Annotated in this window: 14 protein-coding genes; 3 read left to right on the top strand and 11 right to left on the bottom strand. The window is 67.8% G+C overall.

Annotated elements, in window-relative coordinates:
- Positions 1 to 350: 350 nt before the first annotated feature.
- From LO787_RS10125 to LO787_RS10160, 8 genes are all read right to left on the bottom strand, one after another.
- Complete coding sequence (locus tag LO787_RS10125; protein WP_232495707.1) at positions 351 to 1,286, bottom strand: ABC transporter substrate-binding protein; 936 nt, start codon at positions 1,284 to 1,286, stop codon at positions 351 to 353.
- Between the two features lie 3 nt (positions 1,287 to 1,289).
- The gene (locus LO787_RS10130) at positions 1,290 to 2,150 is read right to left on the bottom strand and encodes a TauD/TfdA dioxygenase family protein (protein WP_232495708.1); all 861 of its coding nucleotides are present in this window, start codon (positions 2,148 to 2,150) and stop codon (positions 1,290 to 1,292) included.
- A gap of 23 nt (positions 2,151 to 2,173) precedes the next feature.
- Positions 2,174 to 3,508 (bottom strand): LLM class flavin-dependent oxidoreductase, encoded by a 1,335-nt coding sequence (locus tag LO787_RS10135; RefSeq protein WP_232495709.1) that lies wholly within the window; start codon positions 3,506 to 3,508, stop codon positions 2,174 to 2,176.
- A gap of 107 nt (positions 3,509 to 3,615) precedes the next feature.
- Positions 3,616 to 4,716: an LLM class flavin-dependent oxidoreductase gene (locus LO787_RS10140; protein ID WP_232495710.1), complete on the bottom strand. Its 1,101-nt coding sequence runs from the start codon at positions 4,714 to 4,716 to the stop codon at positions 3,616 to 3,618.
- A gap of 20 nt (positions 4,717 to 4,736) precedes the next feature.
- A complete protein-coding gene (locus LO787_RS10145) occupies positions 4,737 to 5,963 on the bottom strand; it encodes a rhodanese-like domain-containing protein (protein WP_232495711.1) in 1,227 nt (408 codons plus the stop codon).
- Positions 5,960 to 6,580: a cysteine dioxygenase family protein gene (locus LO787_RS10150; protein ID WP_276574177.1), complete on the bottom strand. Its 621-nt coding sequence runs from the start codon at positions 6,578 to 6,580 to the stop codon at positions 5,960 to 5,962. Before LO787_RS10150 ends, LO787_RS10145 begins: the two co-directional genes overlap by 4 nt.
- Entirely contained in the window at positions 6,577 to 7,377 is an 801-nt protein-coding gene (locus LO787_RS10155) for an ABC transporter ATP-binding protein (RefSeq protein ID WP_232495712.1), read from the bottom strand. The genes LO787_RS10150 and LO787_RS10155 overlap by 4 nt, the downstream gene beginning before the upstream one ends.
- A 26-nt stretch (positions 7,378 to 7,403) precedes the next feature.
- Positions 7,404 to 8,186, bottom strand: a complete 783-nt coding sequence (locus LO787_RS10160; RefSeq protein ID WP_232495713.1) for an ABC transporter permease — start codon at positions 8,184 to 8,186, stop codon at positions 7,404 to 7,406.
- 282 nt (positions 8,187 to 8,468) lie between these two features.
- Here LO787_RS10160 and LO787_RS10165 point away from each other — a divergent pair, with 282 nt between their 5' ends.
- Positions 8,469 to 9,308 carry a LysR substrate-binding domain-containing protein gene (locus LO787_RS10165; RefSeq protein ID WP_232495714.1) on the top strand — a complete coding sequence of 280 codons (840 nt, stop codon included), beginning with the start codon at positions 8,469 to 8,471 and terminating at the stop codon, positions 9,306 to 9,308.
- Between the two features lie 103 nt (positions 9,309 to 9,411).
- A complete protein-coding gene (locus LO787_RS10170; RefSeq protein WP_232495715.1) occupies positions 9,412 to 10,077 on the top strand; it encodes a peroxiredoxin-like family protein in 666 nt (221 codons plus the stop codon).
- 6 nt (positions 10,078 to 10,083) lie between these two features.
- On the opposite strand, the gene LO787_RS10175 is transcribed toward LO787_RS10170, so the two are convergent.
- On the bottom strand, positions 10,084 to 11,448 hold the full coding sequence (locus LO787_RS10175; RefSeq protein WP_232495716.1) for an FAD/NAD(P)-binding protein: 1,365 nt from the start codon (positions 11,446 to 11,448) through the stop codon (positions 10,084 to 10,086).
- A gap of 170 nt (positions 11,449 to 11,618) precedes the next feature.
- Between LO787_RS10175 and LO787_RS10180 the strand changes: the two genes are divergently transcribed.
- Positions 11,619 to 14,126 (top strand): putative bifunctional diguanylate cyclase/phosphodiesterase, encoded by a 2,508-nt coding sequence (locus tag LO787_RS10180; protein WP_232495717.1) that lies wholly within the window; start codon positions 11,619 to 11,621, stop codon positions 14,124 to 14,126.
- Here the strand turns inward: LO787_RS10180 and LO787_RS10185 are convergent.
- Together LO787_RS10185 and LO787_RS10190 are read right to left on the bottom strand one after the other, a co-directional pair.
- Positions 14,123 to 15,109, bottom strand: coding sequence for a pectinesterase family protein (locus LO787_RS10185; protein WP_232495718.1), 987 nt, complete (start codon positions 15,107 to 15,109; stop codon positions 14,123 to 14,125). The genes LO787_RS10180 and LO787_RS10185 overlap by 4 nt on opposite strands.
- Positions 15,106 to 18,219, bottom strand: a complete 3,114-nt coding sequence (locus LO787_RS10190; protein WP_232495719.1) for a sugar-binding domain-containing protein — start codon at positions 18,217 to 18,219, stop codon at positions 15,106 to 15,108. Before LO787_RS10190 ends, LO787_RS10185 begins: the two co-directional genes overlap by 4 nt.
- Positions 18,220 to 18,413 lie beyond the last annotated feature (194 nt).

Raw genomic sequence — 18,413 nt, forward strand, 5'->3', positions numbered from 1 at the left:
GGCAACGGCGGATGATGGGGTGGAGCGTTCCTCGAAAATCAAAAACCATCGTCATCCCCGCGCAGGCGGGGACCCATCTGATGCCGGCTCAACAGGCACCGTCAGGAGATGGGTTCCCGCCTGCGCGGGAATGACGGGCAATCAGAACTGGCCGGGCGACCATTTTCCTACAACGCTGGCGCCATGTAGGGTGCGCCCATGGCCGCCCCGCACTCCCGTCCCGAAGCCTGCCCGTCGTGCGCCGTTTCGCCGCTCGCGGAAGGTCACACGGGATTGCGCATGAAACCCCGGATTTCCGCCGGTTCCCGGGCATACCGGACGACACTTCAGGGCCGTTTTGGTTCAACGGGCTACCCCGTGAGCACGAAGGCATCCTTCAGCGGCCGTTCGGACTTCACTTCGCCGAACTGGCGGAAGGTATCGAGCACCACCTTCTGCCGGTCGATCAGCGCCCGGTCGATCGGCACCGGCAGCCGCGCACCGCGACCGGCGAATTCCTTCGCGATCGGCAGCGGCAGCCCGGTCTCGGAAGCGAGCACCTTGGCGAAATCATCGACGTGCGTGCTCGCCCATTGCAGCGCCTTGTCCTCGCGCTTCAGGAAGTCGTCGAGCAGCGGGCGCTTGTCGGCGATGGCGCTTTCGTGGGCGATGTCGAAGCCGTACCCCTGCGTGAAGCCGCGCCCGTCGATGGCGATGCGGTCCCCCTCGGCCAGCGCGCTGGCGACATAGGGCTGCCAGGTCGACCACCCGTCCACCGCCCCGGTCTGGAGCGCGGCGCGGGCATCGCTGGGGGAGAGGAACACCGTCTTCACGTCCTTCGCGCCGAGGCCCGCAGACAGCATCGCGCGCAGCAGCAGGTAATGGCCGACGCTGCCCCGCGTGGTGGCGATGCGCTTGCCCTTGAGGCCCCCGGCGTCGCGGATCGGTGACGCGCCGGGCACGATGACGGCGATGGCGCCCTCGGCCCGCTGCTGCGTGGTCTGCGCGCCGATCGCCTTGATCGGGCTGCCCGCCTGATAGGCGAACTGGAACGGCGCATCGCCCGCAAGGCCAAGGTCGATGGCCCCGCTGCCGAGCGCTTCGAGCAGGTTCTGCGCGGCGGGGAACTCGGCCCACTCGACCGTGTAGGCCGCCCCGTCGAGCGCGCCGGACGCCAGCATCAGCGCCTTGGTGCCGCCCTTCTGGCTGCCCACGCGCAGCACGCCCGCGGAACTCCCGCCCCGGCCGCAGGCAGCCAGGGCGAAAGTCGTCGAAAGTCCGGCAAGCAGGTTACGTCTGTCGAGCATCGGTCAGAGGTCCGTCCACAGCGGCTCGTCAGCGATCAGGATGCGGTGCAGCTCGCGCGGGAAGTCGCCGTAGTTGCGCACCGCGAAATGCACCGTCGCCCGGTTGTCCCAGAACGCCACCGTGCCCGGCCGCCACGAGAACCGCGCCTGCAGGTCCGGCCGCTTGTACTGGCGCAGCACCTCCTCCAGCAGCTCGCGGCTCTCCGCCAGCTCGATGCCGAGGATCTGCGGCTGCTGCGAGAAGTTGACCCAGAGGATCTTCTTCCCCGTCTCGCGATGGGTCCGCACGATCTTGTGCGCGACGATGGGATATTCATGGCCCGACAGCTCCAGCGCGGGCACGAAGTTATGGGTGACGTACTTGCCCTCGAGCCGCTGCTTCAGTTCCTCCGGCAGCGTCTCGTAGGCGAGGTTGGCGTCCACCCAGATCGTGTCTCCGCCGACTTCAGGCAGGTTCACGTCGCGCAGCACCGCGCCCCACGTCGGGACGAGCCGCCAGCTGGTGTCGGAATGATACGCCTCGCCGGGCTTGACCTTGTAGCCGAGCTTCTTCTCGTACTCGCGGTCGTACTTCGCGGCGATGGCGTGGACCTCCTTGTTCGCCGCATCGTGCCGCGTGGTCGGGTGCGTGTAGAGCGGCCCGAAGTTCGCCGCGAACGCCGCCTGGCTGGCATCGTCGAGCGACTGGTCGCGGAAGAACACGACCTTCCACTTGAGCACAGCGGCACGGATTTCCTCGCGCAGTTCGTCGGTCAGCGGCTTGGAAAGGTCTACGCCCTCGATCTCCGCGCCGATGGTCGGCTGGACCGGGCGGATGACGAGGCCGGAATTCGAGACGTCGAAAGTGGAAGCGGAAGTCGCCATGATCGTTCTCCTCTCTTGTCGTGTCAGGCAGCCGAGCGGGCGAGCCGCGCGGCGGTGTTGCGGTTGACGGGCACGTCGAGCCCAAAGCTCTCGCGGAAGGTCGTGCCCGCGTAGTCCTGCTTGTAGATCCCGCGCCGCTGGAGGATCGGCACGACCTCATCGACGAAGACCTCAAGCTGGCCGGGCAGGGATTCGAACAGGTTGAAACCGTCCGATCCCCGGTTCTCCAGCCAGAGCTGGAAGCGGTCGGCGAGCTGCTCGGGCGTGCCGACGAAGCCACCCTTCGGCGTGGCGAAGCGCAGTGCGATCTGGGCGAGCGTCAGCCCTTGCCCGGCGGCCTTCAGTACCCTCTCGGATGCGCTCTGGTTGCTCTTGAGCCCCTCTTCGGCGACCTGCGCCGGGAACGGTCCATCGGGATCGTAGACGCTGAAGTTGTGGTCGTTGAACGAACGTCCCAGCGCCCGCAGCGCGTTCTCCAGACTGACGAGGCCTGCCAGTTCGTCGTAGAGCCGCTCGGCCTCCTCCTCCGTCGATCCGACCACCGGACGCGCGCCGGGAAGGATGAAAAGCTGCTCCGGATCACGGCCGAAGCCGCGCGCCCGCGCCTTGAGATCGGCGTAGAACGCCTGCCCTTCGGCAAGGTCTTCCTGGTGCGTGAAGATAGCCTCGGCATGGCGCGCCGCGAACGTGCGCCCGTCCTCGGACGAGCCCGCCTGGAAGATCACCGGCTGCCCCTGTGGCGAGCGCGAGATGTTGAGCGGCCCCTTCACCGAAAGGAACTCGCCCTTGTGGTTCAGCTCATGCAGCTTGTCGGCATCGAGGAACTGGCCGCTGGCCTTGTCACGCACCAGCGCGTCGTCTTCCCAGCTGTCCCACAGGCCTTTGATGACATCGAGGTATTCGTCGGCGAGGCGATACCGCTCGGCATGGCCGAGGTGCTCCGCCTTGCCGAAGTTGGCGGCGCTCCCCGCAAGCCACGACGTCACCACGTTCCAGCCCGCACGCCCGCCGCTCAGGTGATCGAGCGAGGCAAGCTGGCGCGCGAGGTTGAACGGCTCGGTGTAGCTGACGGTCGCTGTAGCGACGAGGCCGATACGCTCGGTCACCGCCGCCACTGCCGAAAGGATCGTCAGCGGCTCGAAGCGGTTGAGGTAGTGCGGCGAGGAGCGCGCGTTGATCGAGACGCTGTCCGCCACGAACAGGTAGTCGAACTTCCCACGCTCCGCCGCCTGTGCCTGGCGGATGTAGAAGGGCAGACTAGTGCTGGCATCGACCTGCGCATCGGGATGGCGCCAGTCGTCCCAACCGGGACCGACACCGTGCAGGATGAAGCCTAGCTTGAGCTGACGTCGGGTCATCAATTCCTCCTGATTTTCCGTAGTTCGAGGCTAGGCTTCCGGGCGGTTGCGAACCAACGCGAATGGCTGATGTGAAGCTGAGTTCTGCCAATGCGAAACGGCGGAAATCAGCCGGCCAGAGCCACCTTCGCGGCTTCCTTGCCCGCATCGCGCTCGGCCACTTTCGCCCGCACCAGCGGGATCAGCTCGCGGCCGTAGTCGATGGCATCCGCCAGCGGTTCGAAGCCGCGGATCAGGAAGTGATCGATGCCGATGTCGTAGTATTCGAGCAGCGCGGCGGCGACCTGCTCGGGCGTGCCGACGAGACCGGTCGAATTGCCCTGCGCACCGGTGAGGGCCGCCACGCCGGTCCACAGGCGGGTGTCACGGCGGGTCGATGTCGCCGTCTCCAGGAGGCGCAGCGATCCGGCGTTGGGCGGGCGATGGCCGGAGGTCGGCAGGCCCGCCGCTTCGCGATTGGCGCGCACCTGTTCGACGATGGCGTCGGCCTTCTTCCACGCGGCTTCTTCCGTGTCGGCGATCACCGGGCGCAGTGAAAGCGAGAAACCGGGGTTACGGCCGTGCTGCGCGGCGGCGTGACGGACGGTGCGCACGGCCTCGCCCACCTGCTCCAGCGTCTCGCCCCAGAGTGCGTAGACGTCGGCATGACGGCCCGCGACCTCGATCGCCTCTGGCGAGGAACCACCGAAGAACACCGGGAGATTGTCCGGCTTGATCGCACTGAATGCGCCGCGCGCCTGATAGAAGCGGCCGGAATGGTCGAAGGGCTGAGCTGCGGTCCATTCGCTGCGCAGGATGTCGAGGTATTCGTCGGTCCGCGCGTAGCGCTCGGCCTTGGTGGTGCCGACGTCGCCGTCGCGCGCCATTTCCTCGTCCGCGCCGCCGGTGATGATGTGGACCGCGACGCGCCCGCCCGAAAGCTGGTCGAGCGTCGCCAATTGCCGCGCCGCCAGCGTCGGCTGCGTGAAGCCGGGACGATGCGCGACGAGGAAGCCGAGCTTCGAGGTGATCGCCGCCGCATGCGCCGCGACGATCTGGCTTTCCGGTGAGGCCGAGCCGAACGGGATGAGCACGCGGTCGAACCCGCCCTTCTCCTGCTCGCGCGCGGCGGCGTCCACGTAGTCACGGTCGAGCACGCGCGTGCGCACGGCGTTGTGGATCTCGGACGTATCGTTGAAGCCGATGTAGCCGATGAACTTGACGGTCATTGCGGTAAACTCCGGTTGGATCAGATGACGAAGAAGCCGTGGGTGCCGTCGCGCGCCAGTTGGGCGACGAGGCCGTATTCCCAGTCGAGGTAAGCCTGCATGGCGGCCCGGGGATTGTCGGTACCCTCGTAAGGGCGCTTGTAGCGGCCCTCGGGACCGCGCGGCGCAGGCGCGCCGTCCGGTCCGGTTTCCAGCATGCCGCCGAAGTCGGCGTCCAGAACAAGCACTTCCCAGCCCAACTGTGCCAGCCACGATGCGGTCATGTCGGCACGCGGGCCGAGATCGTCGGCAAGGACGATGCGCGCGCCACGAATGGGGGCGAAGTGGTCGGTCTCCTGCACCAGCTGGCCGCCGGGGGCATTACGGAAGCCCGGGAGATGCCCGGCGGCGTAGGCAGCCGGCTGGCGCACGTCGAAGCGATAGAGGGTGCGGTGGGCCTCTCCTTCGATCTCGGCCAGTTGCGCGGCGTCGATCCGGCGTACACCCGCGCGATAGGCGACTTCGCGGGCACGGAGCCGCGCCTTGTCGATATCGCCGCCAACGTCGACGCTTTCCTGCCGTCCGTGCTCGAGTTCCTGCCCAGCCAGCGTCCACCCGATCGTGCCGTTGCGCAAGGCGAAGACGCGGTTGGGCAGGCCCGCATTGATGAGCGACTGCGCGCCGATCAGGCTACGGGTACGACCGGCGCAGTTTACGATGATCGTGGTGTCCGGGTCCGGCGCGGCGACCGGCGCGCGCAGTACCAGCTCCGCACCCGGCACGCTGCGGCCGCCGGGAATGCTCATCGTCGCGTATTCATCGAAGCGGCGCGCATCGAGGATGGCGATATCCGCCTTCTCGTCGATCAGCGCCTGCACGTCCTCCGCGGGGAGCGAGGGCGTGCCGCGCCGGTGCTCGACGAGTTCGCCGAACGCCTTGGAATAGGAATTGACGTCCTCGAACAGTTCGTAGCCCGCATCGCGCCAGCCCTGGAGCCCGCCTTCGAGAAGATCGACATCGGTGAAGCCGAGCCCGCGCAGTTCCTCGACGGCGAACGGAGCGAGGCCCTCGCCGTCATCGTAGACGACGACCTGAACGGCCTTGCGGGGAAGCCGCCACTCGGCCTCGGCAGCGATGCGGGCCAGCGGAATCTGCGCGGCGAACAGCGGGTGCCCCTGCGCGAAGGGATGCTCGTCGCGCACGTCGATGATCGCGATCTCGCGGCGGGACAGGAGGGCGCTGCGGACCTGAGCGGGTAAGACTGTCATGCTTTCCTCGAAAGATCCCAGAGGTTGGGAAGCGTGGTGTTGGCGTAGCCGGAGATGAACGGGCGTTCCTCGCCCGAGGCACGGTAGGTCGCGCGCTCCACGGCGCCGATGTTGCCGCCGTAGATGTGGATCGAGATCGATGTGCGATCGGCAAAGGCGTTCTCGACGCGGTGGATGTCGCCCTCGCGCGGGTCGATCGGCTCGACTTCGGCTTCGAGCAGGTCGCGGGTTGCCCCATGCTGGACGAGCGCGCCGTCGTGCTCGCGATGGCGGAAACTCTGAACCTTCTCCGCGCCACGCAGGACGCCGACGAGACCCCAGACGCGGTGATCGTGGATCGGCGTCGCCTGCCCCGGCCCCCAGACGAATGACACGACGCTGAAACGCTCGGCGCTGTCGCAGTGGAGCAGGTATTGCTGGTAGCGTTCCGGGTGGGGCTGCGCGTAATCGTCCGGCAGCCAGTCGTCACGTTCGACCAGACGGGCCAGCAGCGTGCCGCCGCGCTCCAGAATGGCACCGAGATCATCGGTCTCGTCCAGCAGTGCGGCGAAGTCGCCCACGAAGCGACGCAGCGGCGACAGGTCCGGCGTCACGGCGATCTGCGCGAAGGCGTTCAAGGCCGCGCTCCCGCATGGAGCGCGACGATCTCGCCCGCCGGACGCTCCTCGACGAGCCCGCCCAGCGCTTCGAGCAGGCGCTGCCGCAGCGGCGCGGCGATGGCGGTGCGTTCGGGGCCGCGCGGTGCGGCAATGCGCTCCTGCGCAACGATCCTGCCGCCATCGAGCAGCACCACGCGGTCGGCCAGCGCGATCGCCTCGTCGACGTCATGCGTCACCATCAGCACGGCGGGGCGATGACGGCGCCACAGCGACAGGACCAGTTCGTGCATCCTGAGGCGCGTCAGCGCGTCGAGCGCGGCGAAAGGCTCGTCCAGCAGAAGCAGTTGCGGTTCACGGACCAGCGCGCGGGCAAGGGCCACCCGCTGCGCCTCACCGCCCGAAAGCGTCAGCGGCCAGGCTTCGAGGCGATGGCCGAGGCCGACCTCCTGCAATGCCTCTTCGGCGCGCTCCCGCGCTTCCTTGCCCTTGAGGCCGAGCGCGACGTTGCGCCATACTTTCTTCCACGGCAGCAAGCGGGCATCCTGGAACACCACGGCGCGCGAGGACGGGATTTCCACGTCCTGCCCGCCTACCGGATCGAGCCCGGCCAGCGTGCGCAACAGCGTCGTCTTGCCCGAGCCAGAGCGGCCCAGCAGGATCACGAACTCGCCCTTGGCGATCTCGAGATCGAGGCCCGAAATGATCGTCGTATCGCCGAAGCGGCGGGTGAAATCGCGCAAGCGCACCACGGTTTCCGCGGGAAAAACGAAGCTTGCGGGGGCGGGCGCGGTGAATTGGGTCAATCGAGCGTCCATGGGTCTGTCCTTCTCGAAAGGTCGGTTTACTGGGAGACGACGGCGGGCCGCCATGCGAGCGCGCGGCTCTCGATCGCGCGGACAAGGCCGTCCGCAAGGAGGCCGAGCCCGGCGTAGATCATCAGGCACACGAGGATGATGTCGGTGCGCATGAAGTCGCGGGCATTGTTGATGAGATAGCCCAGGCCCGCCGTCGCGTTGATCTGCTCGGCAACGACCAGAACCAGCACTGAAACCGACAGAGAGTACCTCAAGCCGACCAGAAGCGACGGCAAGGCGCCTGGAAGCACCACATGCCACACCTGCGCCGCACGGCTGAGGCCAAGACTGCGCGCACTCTCCAGCAGGCGCACGTCGACGCCCCGGATGCCGCTGTAGAGGTTGAGGTAGACGGGGAAGATCGAGGCGAACGCGATCAGGGCGATCTTGGGCGTCTCGCCGATGCCGAACCAGACGATGAACAGCGGCGTCAGCGCCAGCGTCGGGATCGTGCGCTTGATCTGCATGAGCGGATCGACCGCGACCTCGCCCTGTCGTGAGAGACCCGCGACGAGCGCAAGCACCACGCCGGTCGTGACGCCGATGCCGAGCCCGGCGAGGACGCGCAGGAACGAGACCAGCAGGTTGTCGGTCAGTTCGCCCGAGACGGTCATCGACCACAGCGTCGCGATCACCTGCGACGGCGCGGCCAACGTGCGCTCGGGGATCACGCCGAGGCGCGAGCCGGCTTCCAGCACCGCCAGCAGCAGCAGCGGCGAAAGCCAGCGCGCCGCGCCCAGCGAACGACTCAATTGCCTGAAACGGGACATTCCTTCGCCTCTCATTGCCTGAGGCGAAGCTGGCATCATGCAGTCTACCAATTCAATTGAGATTGTGCCGCAGACCTATTTGCGCCGCTCATAACGACGCAGCGCAAAGCTCATGCACCGGCGGGATGTACGGAAAACCGGGCGAAATCCGTGGGCTGGTACAATGACCATACATCCGGACAGAAAACCTACGTCGGGATAAATCTCTACTATTTTGATTGACAATTAGTCTGCCGCCATGGCTTGAGGAACACTCAAGTCCCGCATGAGAGCCTGCCGCCAATGACCGTGAACCTTCCTACGAACCTCCTGCGCAGCTTCGTCGCGATCGTGGATACCGGTTCCATGCTTCATGCCTCGGAGCGGGTCTTCGTCAGCCAGTCCGCGCTCAGCCTCCAGATCAAGCGGCTGGAGGAACTGTTGCAACAGTCGCTGTTTCACCGCGAGGGCCGCCGCCTGACGCTGACCGCGCACGGCGAACTCATGCTCGACTATGCCCGCAAGGTGCTGGCGCTCCATGACGAGGCGGTCGCGGCGGTGACTTCGGGCCAGTTCGCCGGACCCGCGCGGATCGGCATGGTTCAGGACTTCGCCGAGCTGCTGCTCTCCGGCCTGCTGGCGCAGTTCGCGGAACTGCACCCGGAGGCCGAACTCTATTCGCGCGTCGCCGGAACGGCGGAACTGCTGGACCTGCTCGAACGCCGCCAGCTCGACATCGTGCTCGGCTTCGCCGCGCCGAGCGACAGCCATGCAGTGACCACCGCGCCGATGTCCTGGTTCGGCAAGCCGGAACTCGCCGCACTCGACACGGTGCCGCTCGCCGTGCTGGAGACGCCCTGCCGCTTCCGCGAGGCGGCGATCCGGTCGCTGGAGGATGCCGGGCGACCCTTCCGCATCACGGTCGAGACACCCAACCTGACCACGCTGCGCGCCGCCGTCGATGCCGGGCTCGGCCTGACCTGCCGCACCGGGATGTTCCTGCGCGATGCGCCGCTTGCCGAGGTTGGCCTGCCCGACCTGCCGCAAGTCTCATGCGTCCTCCACACCGCGCCCGGCCTCGACGGCCCGACCAGCCAGCTTGCCCTGCTCGCGCGCGAGGTGATCGCCGGACTGCCTGCATGACGGCGCTTATTCGATAATCTCAACGGGGATCGCCCGCTTCTCGTTGGTCGTGCGACGGCGGCTTTCCTAGCCTGCATGCATGGCCAACCATGAGGCAAGCACGATGACCGATACCCTGAAAGACCGTTTCGCCGCCCTCCAGGCCGAGCGTGAGCGGAGTTGGGCGCCCGAGCAGCTTGAACGCAACGCCACGCAGCGCCGCGTGCTCGTCCAGCGCCACGACCCCGCCACGCTGCCGCAGAAGGGCGACCGCGTCGCACCCTTCACCCTGATCGATCAGGACGGGCAGGCGCTGACCCGGGACGATATCCTCGCCGACGGCCCGGCGGTGCTGGTGTTCTTCCGCTTCGGCGGCTGCCCGGCCTGCAACATCGCGCTGCCGTGGTACAACGAGACCCTCCTGCCGCATCTGCGCGAGCGCGGGGTCAGGCTGCTGGCGGTGAGCGCGCAGGTTCCGGTGGACCGCAATCTGATCGCCCGCCACGACCTTGGCTTCACGGTGGCGGGCGATCCTGGCTATGCCCTCGCCCGCAGCCTCGGCATCACGTTCTTCCCCGAGGAACAGCCCGCAGTCGCCGCCGGAGCCCCGTGGATCGGCGCAACGCTGGGCACGAACAGCTACGAGATCGACCAGCCCGCCGTGCTGGTGCTCGCGCAGGATGGCACCGTCGCCTTCTTCGAGGCGAGCCCCGACTGGCTGGATCGCACCGAGACCGAGACGATCCTTGCCGCGCTGCCGGTGGCGGAGTCCGTCCGCAGCGCCGCCTGACGCGCGTCAGAGCCCCTCGCCGCCGACCCAGTGCTCGTCGGCGAGGAAGCGCGCGAGGCCCCATACCTGACGGCGGATATCGGGCACCGCGACGATCTCCCACGCCTCGCCCTTGGTGATCGGACCGGCGGCAAGCAGCCGGTCCTGCACCCTGCCATCGGCATCGCGCACCCGGCCGAGATGATCGGCGTCGACGCCGAGCCGGTGAACGTCGCTGCGGATGCGCCCCTGCTCCAGGAGGTGCGTCAGGATCGGCGCCTCGACGCGGGCGAGGTTCCCGTCCGGTCCGGCGCAGTTGTAGACGCGCGCGACGTCCAGCGTCTCGATCCGATCCTCCCCGCGCGGGCGATAGGACACGGCGACGCGGCCGTCCTCTTCATGCGCGTCGCAGAGCTTGCCCGCTACGTAGCGCAGCCGCCCCGCCGCCTCCATGTCCTCGAGACGCTTCGCGACCGATGGAGCCAGCCGGTGGCGGTGAATGTCCCAATAAGGCCGCAGGTGCCGTAGGAAGCTCGCCTGCGCGATGGAAGAATGGCGGCGCCAGATGTTCTGCGTATGCGGCCTCAGGGCATCGACCGCGCCGCGCCACCCGATCTCGGCCGCGCGCCGCCGCACCTCGCGGGCGAGCGCGACGCCGCGCAGATCGGGGTCCGGAACCGGCGTCACCACCGGCCCGCTCTCGGCATGGCTGAGCGGCTTGAGTCCACGCCGCGACAGCACCGTGACCTTGCCCGCGAAGCCCGCGCTGTCGAGCGACAGCACGACGTCGGCGGCGGTAAGGCCACTGCCGACGACCATCACATGATCGAGGCCGGCCAGCCCCTCCAGCGCGGCGGCGTTCCACGGGTCCGGGCAGTACAGGGGCTCCGGCACCCCCTCCAGCACGGGATGCGGAGCAGGCGGGAAATTGCCGAGCGCCAGCACGACCGCGCGGGCGACAACAGTGTCTCCATCGGCCAGCCTGACCTCGGCGGCGGTATCGCCGAACTCTATGGAGCAGGCCTCGCCATCGACGATCCGTGCGTCCGGCCCCGCCTTGGCGAGCGCCGCCACCAGCTGTTCGCGCAGGTACATGCCGTAGGTCAGGCGAGGGACGAAGCGGTTCGCCTCGTCCGCGTCGGAGAAGTCCATCCAGCGCAGGAAATGCCCCGTATCGTCGGGAAAGGCGCTCATGTTGGAAGCACGCACATTCAACAGATGCTCCGGCCGCCGGGTGCCGAAGGCGACACCCTTGGCGAGCTGCGCGGAACTGCGCTCGATCAGCGCCACCTTCACGCCGTAGCGCAGGAGGTTGATCGCCAGCAGCGTCCCTGTGAATCCTCCGCCGACGATCGCGATCGGCAGATCCCGGGCGGCGTTGCTACTGGTCATGAAGGCGTGGTTCCCGTTCGGCTGGATGAGGCTCGCTAACAGGAAACGCCGGGCGAAGGTTATTGTTTGTGCTCATAATCCACGCAAAAGACCGGTGCCGAGGATGCGCGCCTCGTTAACCATTCCTAGTGACATTCGGTTTATGCCTAGCCGCATCCTTGGGGTTGGGCATGTCGGTTCGCTCGTTTCTGTTTCTGATCTGCGTCGTGCTGGCTGCACAGCTGGGGACGAGTCCCGCGCATGCGCAAGTGACGCGCCTGCGCGCCGATGCCTGCTATGCGACGGCGCCCGCAGCGTTTTCCGCGTCCGCCGCTTCGGTGTCCCGCCTCCGCTTCGACTGCGCCAAGGCTCCCGCCTATAAAGCCTACCGCGACGGCTGGGTCTGGCTGAAGGTCCGCGACCCCGCACGGCTGGCCCACCTGCCCGCCGGCTGGCAGCTGATGACCGATCAGGCGCGCTTCGTCGGGATGACGGTCATCGTGACCGGCACCGACGGGACTGCCGCCACGACGCACATCGCGCCGGGCGCCGTCGGCGATCACTGGGCGCTCGGCGGCATGCTCCGCTTCCCGGTGGACCGCGCAGGTGCTCAGGTCCGTGACGTCTATGTCGGCTACCAGCGCCTCGACGACCTGTCGCTGATGCGCAAGCTCGTCGCCGCCGATCCGCCCACAGTCCTGCGATTGGAGGGCATGTGGCTATGCCTGATGGGCATCTTCGCGGGCGCGATCCTGTCGGCCTTCGCCTACAACCTGCTGATCTACACCGGGCAGCGCCTCGTCTTCCAGCGCTGGTATCTCGTCTGGTCCACGCTGGCGCTGGGCTACGGGCTGACCTGGACCAGCGTGTTCGCCTTCGTCGTGCCCGAGTACGTCGGGCCGATCGCGGTGAGGGCCGACTACGTGCTCGTTTCCGGCCTGATCGCGGCGGGCAACATGTTCTTCCTGTCGGTGATCGAGGAAGGCATCCTGCCGCGCTGGCTGTTCCGGTGCGGCCGGGTGCTGGCCTGCATCAACCTCGGCGTCGGGCTGATCGCGGCATTCCTCCCGATCGCGGCGCCGGTCACGATCGACCGCTGGCTCAACATCGTCTTCGTCATGAGCGCGCTGTGCCTCGGCACCGGCGTCGTCGTCGCGCTCCGGGCGCGCAGCCGCGTGGTGTGGTTCTACCTCGCGGGCTGGACCCCGGTGCTGTGCGTCTTCGCCCTGCGCGTCGCGCGCAACTTCGGGCTGATGGTGCAGGACGACGTGATCGACATGGCGACCTTCGGAGCGCTCGCCTTCGAATCGGTCGCCCTGTCGCTCGCCATCGCCGACCGCTTCCGCCTGCTAGGCAAGGAGCGCGATGCCGCCGAACAGGCGCGCAAGGTGATCGAGGTGGAAAGCGAGACCTTCCGCCGCGCCGCGCAGACCGACTACCTGACCGGCCTTGGCAACCGCGCCGCGTTCCAGTCCTGCCTGCGTACCATGTGCGACGCGGCGGCGAGCGCGCCGTTCATGCTGCTGCTGATCGACGTCGACTACCTCAAGCAGATCAACGACCGCCTCGGCCACGACGGCGGCGACCTGCTGCTCGGCAAGGTCGGGCGCGGCCTCGCCGCCGCCGGGGGGCCGAACGCGCACGTCTCGCGCATCGGCGGAGACGAGTTCGCGATCCTGCTGCCGTGGGACGAGACTGGCGAACAGCGCATCCGCCTCGCGCTCGACGCATTCCAGGGCGCTACCCTCACGCATGGGGGCCGGAGCTGGGCGCTCTCGCTCAGCATCGGCGTCGCCCGCTGCCCCGAGGACGCGGCGGAGCCCGAGGTGCTGGTGAAGAATGCCGATCTCGCGCTCTATCAGGCCAAGCAGGACGGCCGCCGTCGCCTCCACGACTTCGCTCCGCGTCTGCGCGAGGAACTCGACAGCCGCCAGCTGTTCGGACAGGAAGCGCGGCAGGGCATCGAGCGGGACGAATTCTCGCTCCATTACCAGCCCATCGTCGATCTCGATACCGGCGCGATCGGTTCCTACGAGGCGCTGCTGCGCTGGCAGCACCCTGTCCACGGCATGATGACCCCGGCGGTCTTCGGCGGCATGCTGAACGATCGCAAGCTGGGGCTGGCGGTGCAGCAGCATGTCCTAGAGATGGGCCTGTCCACGCTGCGCGACCATCCCGAGCGCGTGCCCCGGCTCTCGATCAACCTCATCGCCGCGCAGCTCGACAGCCCGCAGGCCGCCGCCCGCCTGCTCGCGCGGATGCATGACTTCGGCGTCGCGCCGGAGCGGCTCTGCATCGAGGTCACGGAGGATTTCGTCCTAGGCCGCGCGGTGGACGAGACCGCCAAGGCGCTCGGCCTGTTGCACGAAGCGGGCGTGACGGTGGCGCTGGACGACTTCGGCACCGGCTACGCCTCGCTGATCCACCTCAAGCACCTGCCGTTCGACATGCTCAAGATCGACCGCTCGTTCACGCTCAGCCTGTTCGACGACGACGGCCAGAGCGAGGCGATCATCCGCGCCATCGTCGGGCTGGGCGAAGCGCTGGGCAAGCACGTCGTCGCCGAGGGTGTCGAGACCGAATGCCAGCGCCGCAAGCTGGCGGAGATGGGCTGCCGGCTCGGGCAGGGCTACCTCTTCGCCCGCCCGCAGCCGCTGGCCGCCGTCATCCGCGCGGACGCGCCGTCTTGTCTCGCCTAGCGCTTGAGGCCGCGTGCGATCCAACCGGTATCGCCGCCGAAGAAGCGCTCCAGCCGCCAGCCCTTCACACCTTCGGCATCGAGCCAGGTCGCTTCCTTCGCGAGCGTGAGCCCGGACGTCCCCACGCCACTCGGCGCGTAAAGCGCGTAGCGCGTGGTCGGCAGCTTGTTGGTCTTGCCCGGCGTCCATTCCGTGAAAGCGCCCGGCGCCAGCGCGGTATCTAGCGTCGGATTGAGGAACACGACCGAGGCATAATCGCGCCATGGCCGCCCCAGCGAGACGTTGCGGGCATCCTTGTCCGCAGTCAGGCGGCAGTCCTCGAAGACGAAGGCGCTGTCCTCGTCCGGCGCATTGCGGCTCTGTGCGGTGTACATGACGGACTCGTGCGCCTCGCCGTGGAGCTGACACTTGCGGAAGAAGGCCTTCGCGTTGCCAAACACGAAATCGACGTGGCCTGCGATGTAGCAGTTCTCGAAATAGGCGCGCGTCTCGCGCCCGCCCTGCCCGTCGTTGACGAACAGCGTGTCCTGATGGCCCAACATCCGCACGTTGGAGACGACCGCTGCATCGCCCGTCAGCGAGACCGCCACGGCCTGCGAAGGCGGGTGCGCGGGGTCGAGCCACCAGTCGTTGGACACGGTGAGGTTGCGCAGCGTGAAGCCCGCCCCGGTGACGCTGAGCGTCGCCGACTTGAAGGTGCCGCCCGCGTTCATGGCGGAATCGCCATAGACGAGCACCACGTCATCCGGCTTCCGGCCCGTGCCCGCCAGCGTCACGTTATCGGCGGCGACGGTCAGCTTCTCCCGGTAGCTGCCCGGCGCGATGAGGATGGTGCCGCCCTCTCCCGCGATGGCGTCGATCGCCGACTGGACGGTGTGGAACGCACCCGCCTTCGCCGGATCGACATGGACGGTTCGCGCCAGAGCCGGAGAGGCCAGCACCACGGATGCGGCCAGCGCCGCGCAAATCAGTCGATAGGTCACGAAGTCCTCCCCTGACCCGCCAGCCATTCCACGGCATTGGCGAGGAAGCGGCGCTGCAGCGGCGCCACCATGTCCGGCATGCGGTGCAGAACCGCGCGCATGCCCTTGTTTGCCGCGACCAGCGTGGCCGCGCCGTTATGCCGGTCATGGTCGCGGCTGTACCCGGCGACGATCTCGACGCCCGGCCCGTCGACCAGCAACCCGTTCGACAGCCTGCCGTCGATCTGGTGGAAGATTCCTGCCGCCCTGTCCGCCGGGATGCCCGCGAAGAGCGGATGCGCGCGCAGGTAGTTCCAGTTGCCCATCCACGGCGCGCGGATGTCACCCACGGTCCCGTCGAAGCGCAGCAGGCCGAGGTCGGCCAGTTGCCGCGCGACACCCTCGGACAGGCCGTCCTCCGGCACCAGCGCCAGCAGTGGCACGCCCTTGCCTACCGCAGCGAGGACCGGCGGCGGCAGTTCGCCCAGGACCAGCTTGGGCTTCTCGCCCTTCTTGGGCTGCGCTTCGAGGCCGGTCTGCTCACCGATCTGGCGGCGCGCGATCTCGTCCGCCTTGAGGCCCGAGGCGATCACCAGATCGTAGGACTGCCCGGCGCGGAATTCCTCCAGCCTGAGACCGGGCAGCGTCTCAAGTTGCGCCCGCAGGCTGCGCGCGATGCCCGATACAGCGATACGCCTGCCGGACGCCGCCTGTGCCGGAAGCGCCGTCACCCACAGGCTGCGCGTGAAGGTCGCGGCCGGAGCGCCGGAGAAGTAGACATGCACCTTCCATTCGCCCTCGCCCGAGAGCGCGGGCGTGCGCACTTCACGCGCGACGAGTTGGCTGAACCGGTCCGGCGCCGTCGCCGCAACCGCGTGGCGCGCCACCTCCCGCGCCGTGCCCTGCGGATCGATCAGCTCCAGCACCAGCTCGCCCGACACGGCCTTTCCGGTGTCGTTGAACAGGTAGAGATCGAGCACCGCGCTCTCCCCTGAAACGTAGGCCAGCCTCCGCTGCTTGGCGACCGGGCGTACCGGCAGCAGGCTCGCCCGGACGAGCGCTGGATCGGCTTTGAAGCCGCGCAGGTTGTCGACGATGCCGGAGTGGTTCTCGATCGCGGTGGTCTCCCACCCGCTGATCGCCGCCACGTCCACCTCGTCGCCGATGCGGATGTTTTCCATGTAATTGGCCCAGGCGTCGTAGCACTTGGCCCCGATCGACTGGAACAGCGCCTGCGCGGTGGGGAAGGCCTTGCGGAATCCCCAGCGGTCGAGGAACGCCTCGGTATTGGCGAGGATCTCGGCATGGTCGGCAAGGTCGTAGGACCGACCGCCCCCCTTGCGGATCGTCTCGACCATCGCGGCGTGATCGTCGGCGACGGCACAGCCTTCCATTTCGCCGAACTCGACGATGAAGGGCTTGCCCGTCTGGCGATGGATGTAGTCGTCCGGGCTCTTGTAGAAGGCGTCGTACCACTGGTCGCCCGCGCCCTGGTGGTTGTCCCACCAGCCACCCCACTCGACCTCGTCGGAGCGGTAGTATTTGTCGCTGTAGGGCACGTACATCGCCTGCGACGCGCCGCGCTGGACGAAGCCGTCGTTGAGGATGACCGTGCGGCTCGGGTCGGCGCGGTGCATCGCCAGCAGCACCGCCTGCACGTCCGGGTTCGCAAGGTCCGCGCCCAGTTCGTTCTGCAGCGTGTACTGGACCAGCGAGGGGTGCGAGCGGAATGCGCGGACCATCGCCACGCACTTCTCCACCTGATAATCCCGCGCGAAGCGGTCGGCCTCCGAGAGTTCGCCGTTCTTGCCGTAGCTGGCGATGGCGAAGCGCCCGCCGCCGGGCTCCATCACGCGCAGCAGACCCTTCTCGTCCTGCCGGTCGAGCACCTCGCGCTTGCCGACGTTGCGATGGAAATGCAGGCAGTTGAGACCCAGCGCCTTGGCCGCCTCGACTTCCTTCACCGCCAGTTCCGGCCTCGGCCAGAGCCCGTTGAAGCCCCAGTACCCCCACGAGATCGCCGAGTAGAGCTTGATGCGTCGCCCGTTGAGGCGCAGCAGCGCGTCGCCGCCCAGCCCTTCCGGCGCGAACCAGCGGAAGCCGAAGCGCGCCTCGCGCACATCCTTGCCGAACGACAGCCGCAGGGTGTGGAGCACCGGATCGTCGAGATCCCACAGCTTCGCGCCACTCGCCTCGATGCGGAAGCGGACATGCGCGGTGACACCCTCCGCCCGTGCTTCCTCCAGCGTGACTTTCGCCGGGACGCGCGCGCCTGTGCCGTCGACGAGCACCGCCTTGGCGAGCTTCCCCGCCTTTGCCGCCAGCGCGGCGTCCCGGCACGCGACCTCCATGTGGGCGGTAACGGTGCGCGGCTCGGGCGTGTTCAGCACCCAGGCATCGGCGACATGCGCTTCCAGCGGGTGGCTGGTGACATGCACGTCGCGGTCGATCCCGCCGAAGCCGTGCGAGCGGAACAGCTTCACCGCGCCCCAGGTCATCGTGGTGGAATCGCGCCAGTCGTAACGACCGCCGGGGTTGGTGATGCGGATCGCCAGCCGGTTGGCCTTGCCGGGCTTCAGCGCGTCGGTCAGGTCGCAGACGATCGGCAGTTCCGCCATGATCGAATAGCCAACGAGCCTGCCGTTCAGGAAAACTTCCGCCCTCAGCCGCGCGCCGCGGATATGGAGCAGCGTGCGCCTTCCCGCGAAGGATGCAGGCGCGTCGAAGTCCCGATACCACCAGGAAACGCCGCGATAGGCGCCGTTCTGCGGGACGGGATCGTCGTTGGCGTAGCGATACTCGTCGTCGGTATAAGGCCGCTCGCCCAGCTTGCCCCAGACGTGTTCCTCGACCGTGGTGGGCAGCGTGACGGTGGCCGAAGCCGCGGTATCGAGCACGCTCCAGCCGCCGGTCGGCGGATTGACGGGAAGGCTCGCCAGATCGACCTGCGAGGGCAGGAATATGCGATCATCCGCGAACCGCGCATCGCGGTCGAGCCACAGGCGCCAGCCCTCGTCCGGCAGCGACAGGCGGTTGCCGACCGGTGCGGCGGACGCTGAAAGCGGCAACATCGTGATCGCACCCGACGCGCCAGCGACGCCGAGGAACCCTCGCCGATCGAGCGCCGTCATGCGCACACCTTCGACAACCGATACACGGATTTCTGCCGCTTCATGCCGTCCTTTCCCTGTTGCTTCGCCTGTTCTGCCAGGTCGTCATCTTTACGATAGCGCTATCATATTGTGACGCAAGCCCCTATCGGAAGGCATCGCGACGTGAACCGCTTTTGCGAAGTCGATTGCGGAACAGTGACACAAGTTCGCAA

Origin of the sequence: Novosphingobium kaempferiae, from assembly GCF_021227995.1 — a bacterium.
GTDB classification, from domain to species: Bacteria; Pseudomonadota; Alphaproteobacteria; order Sphingomonadales; family Sphingomonadaceae; genus Novosphingobium; species Novosphingobium kaempferiae.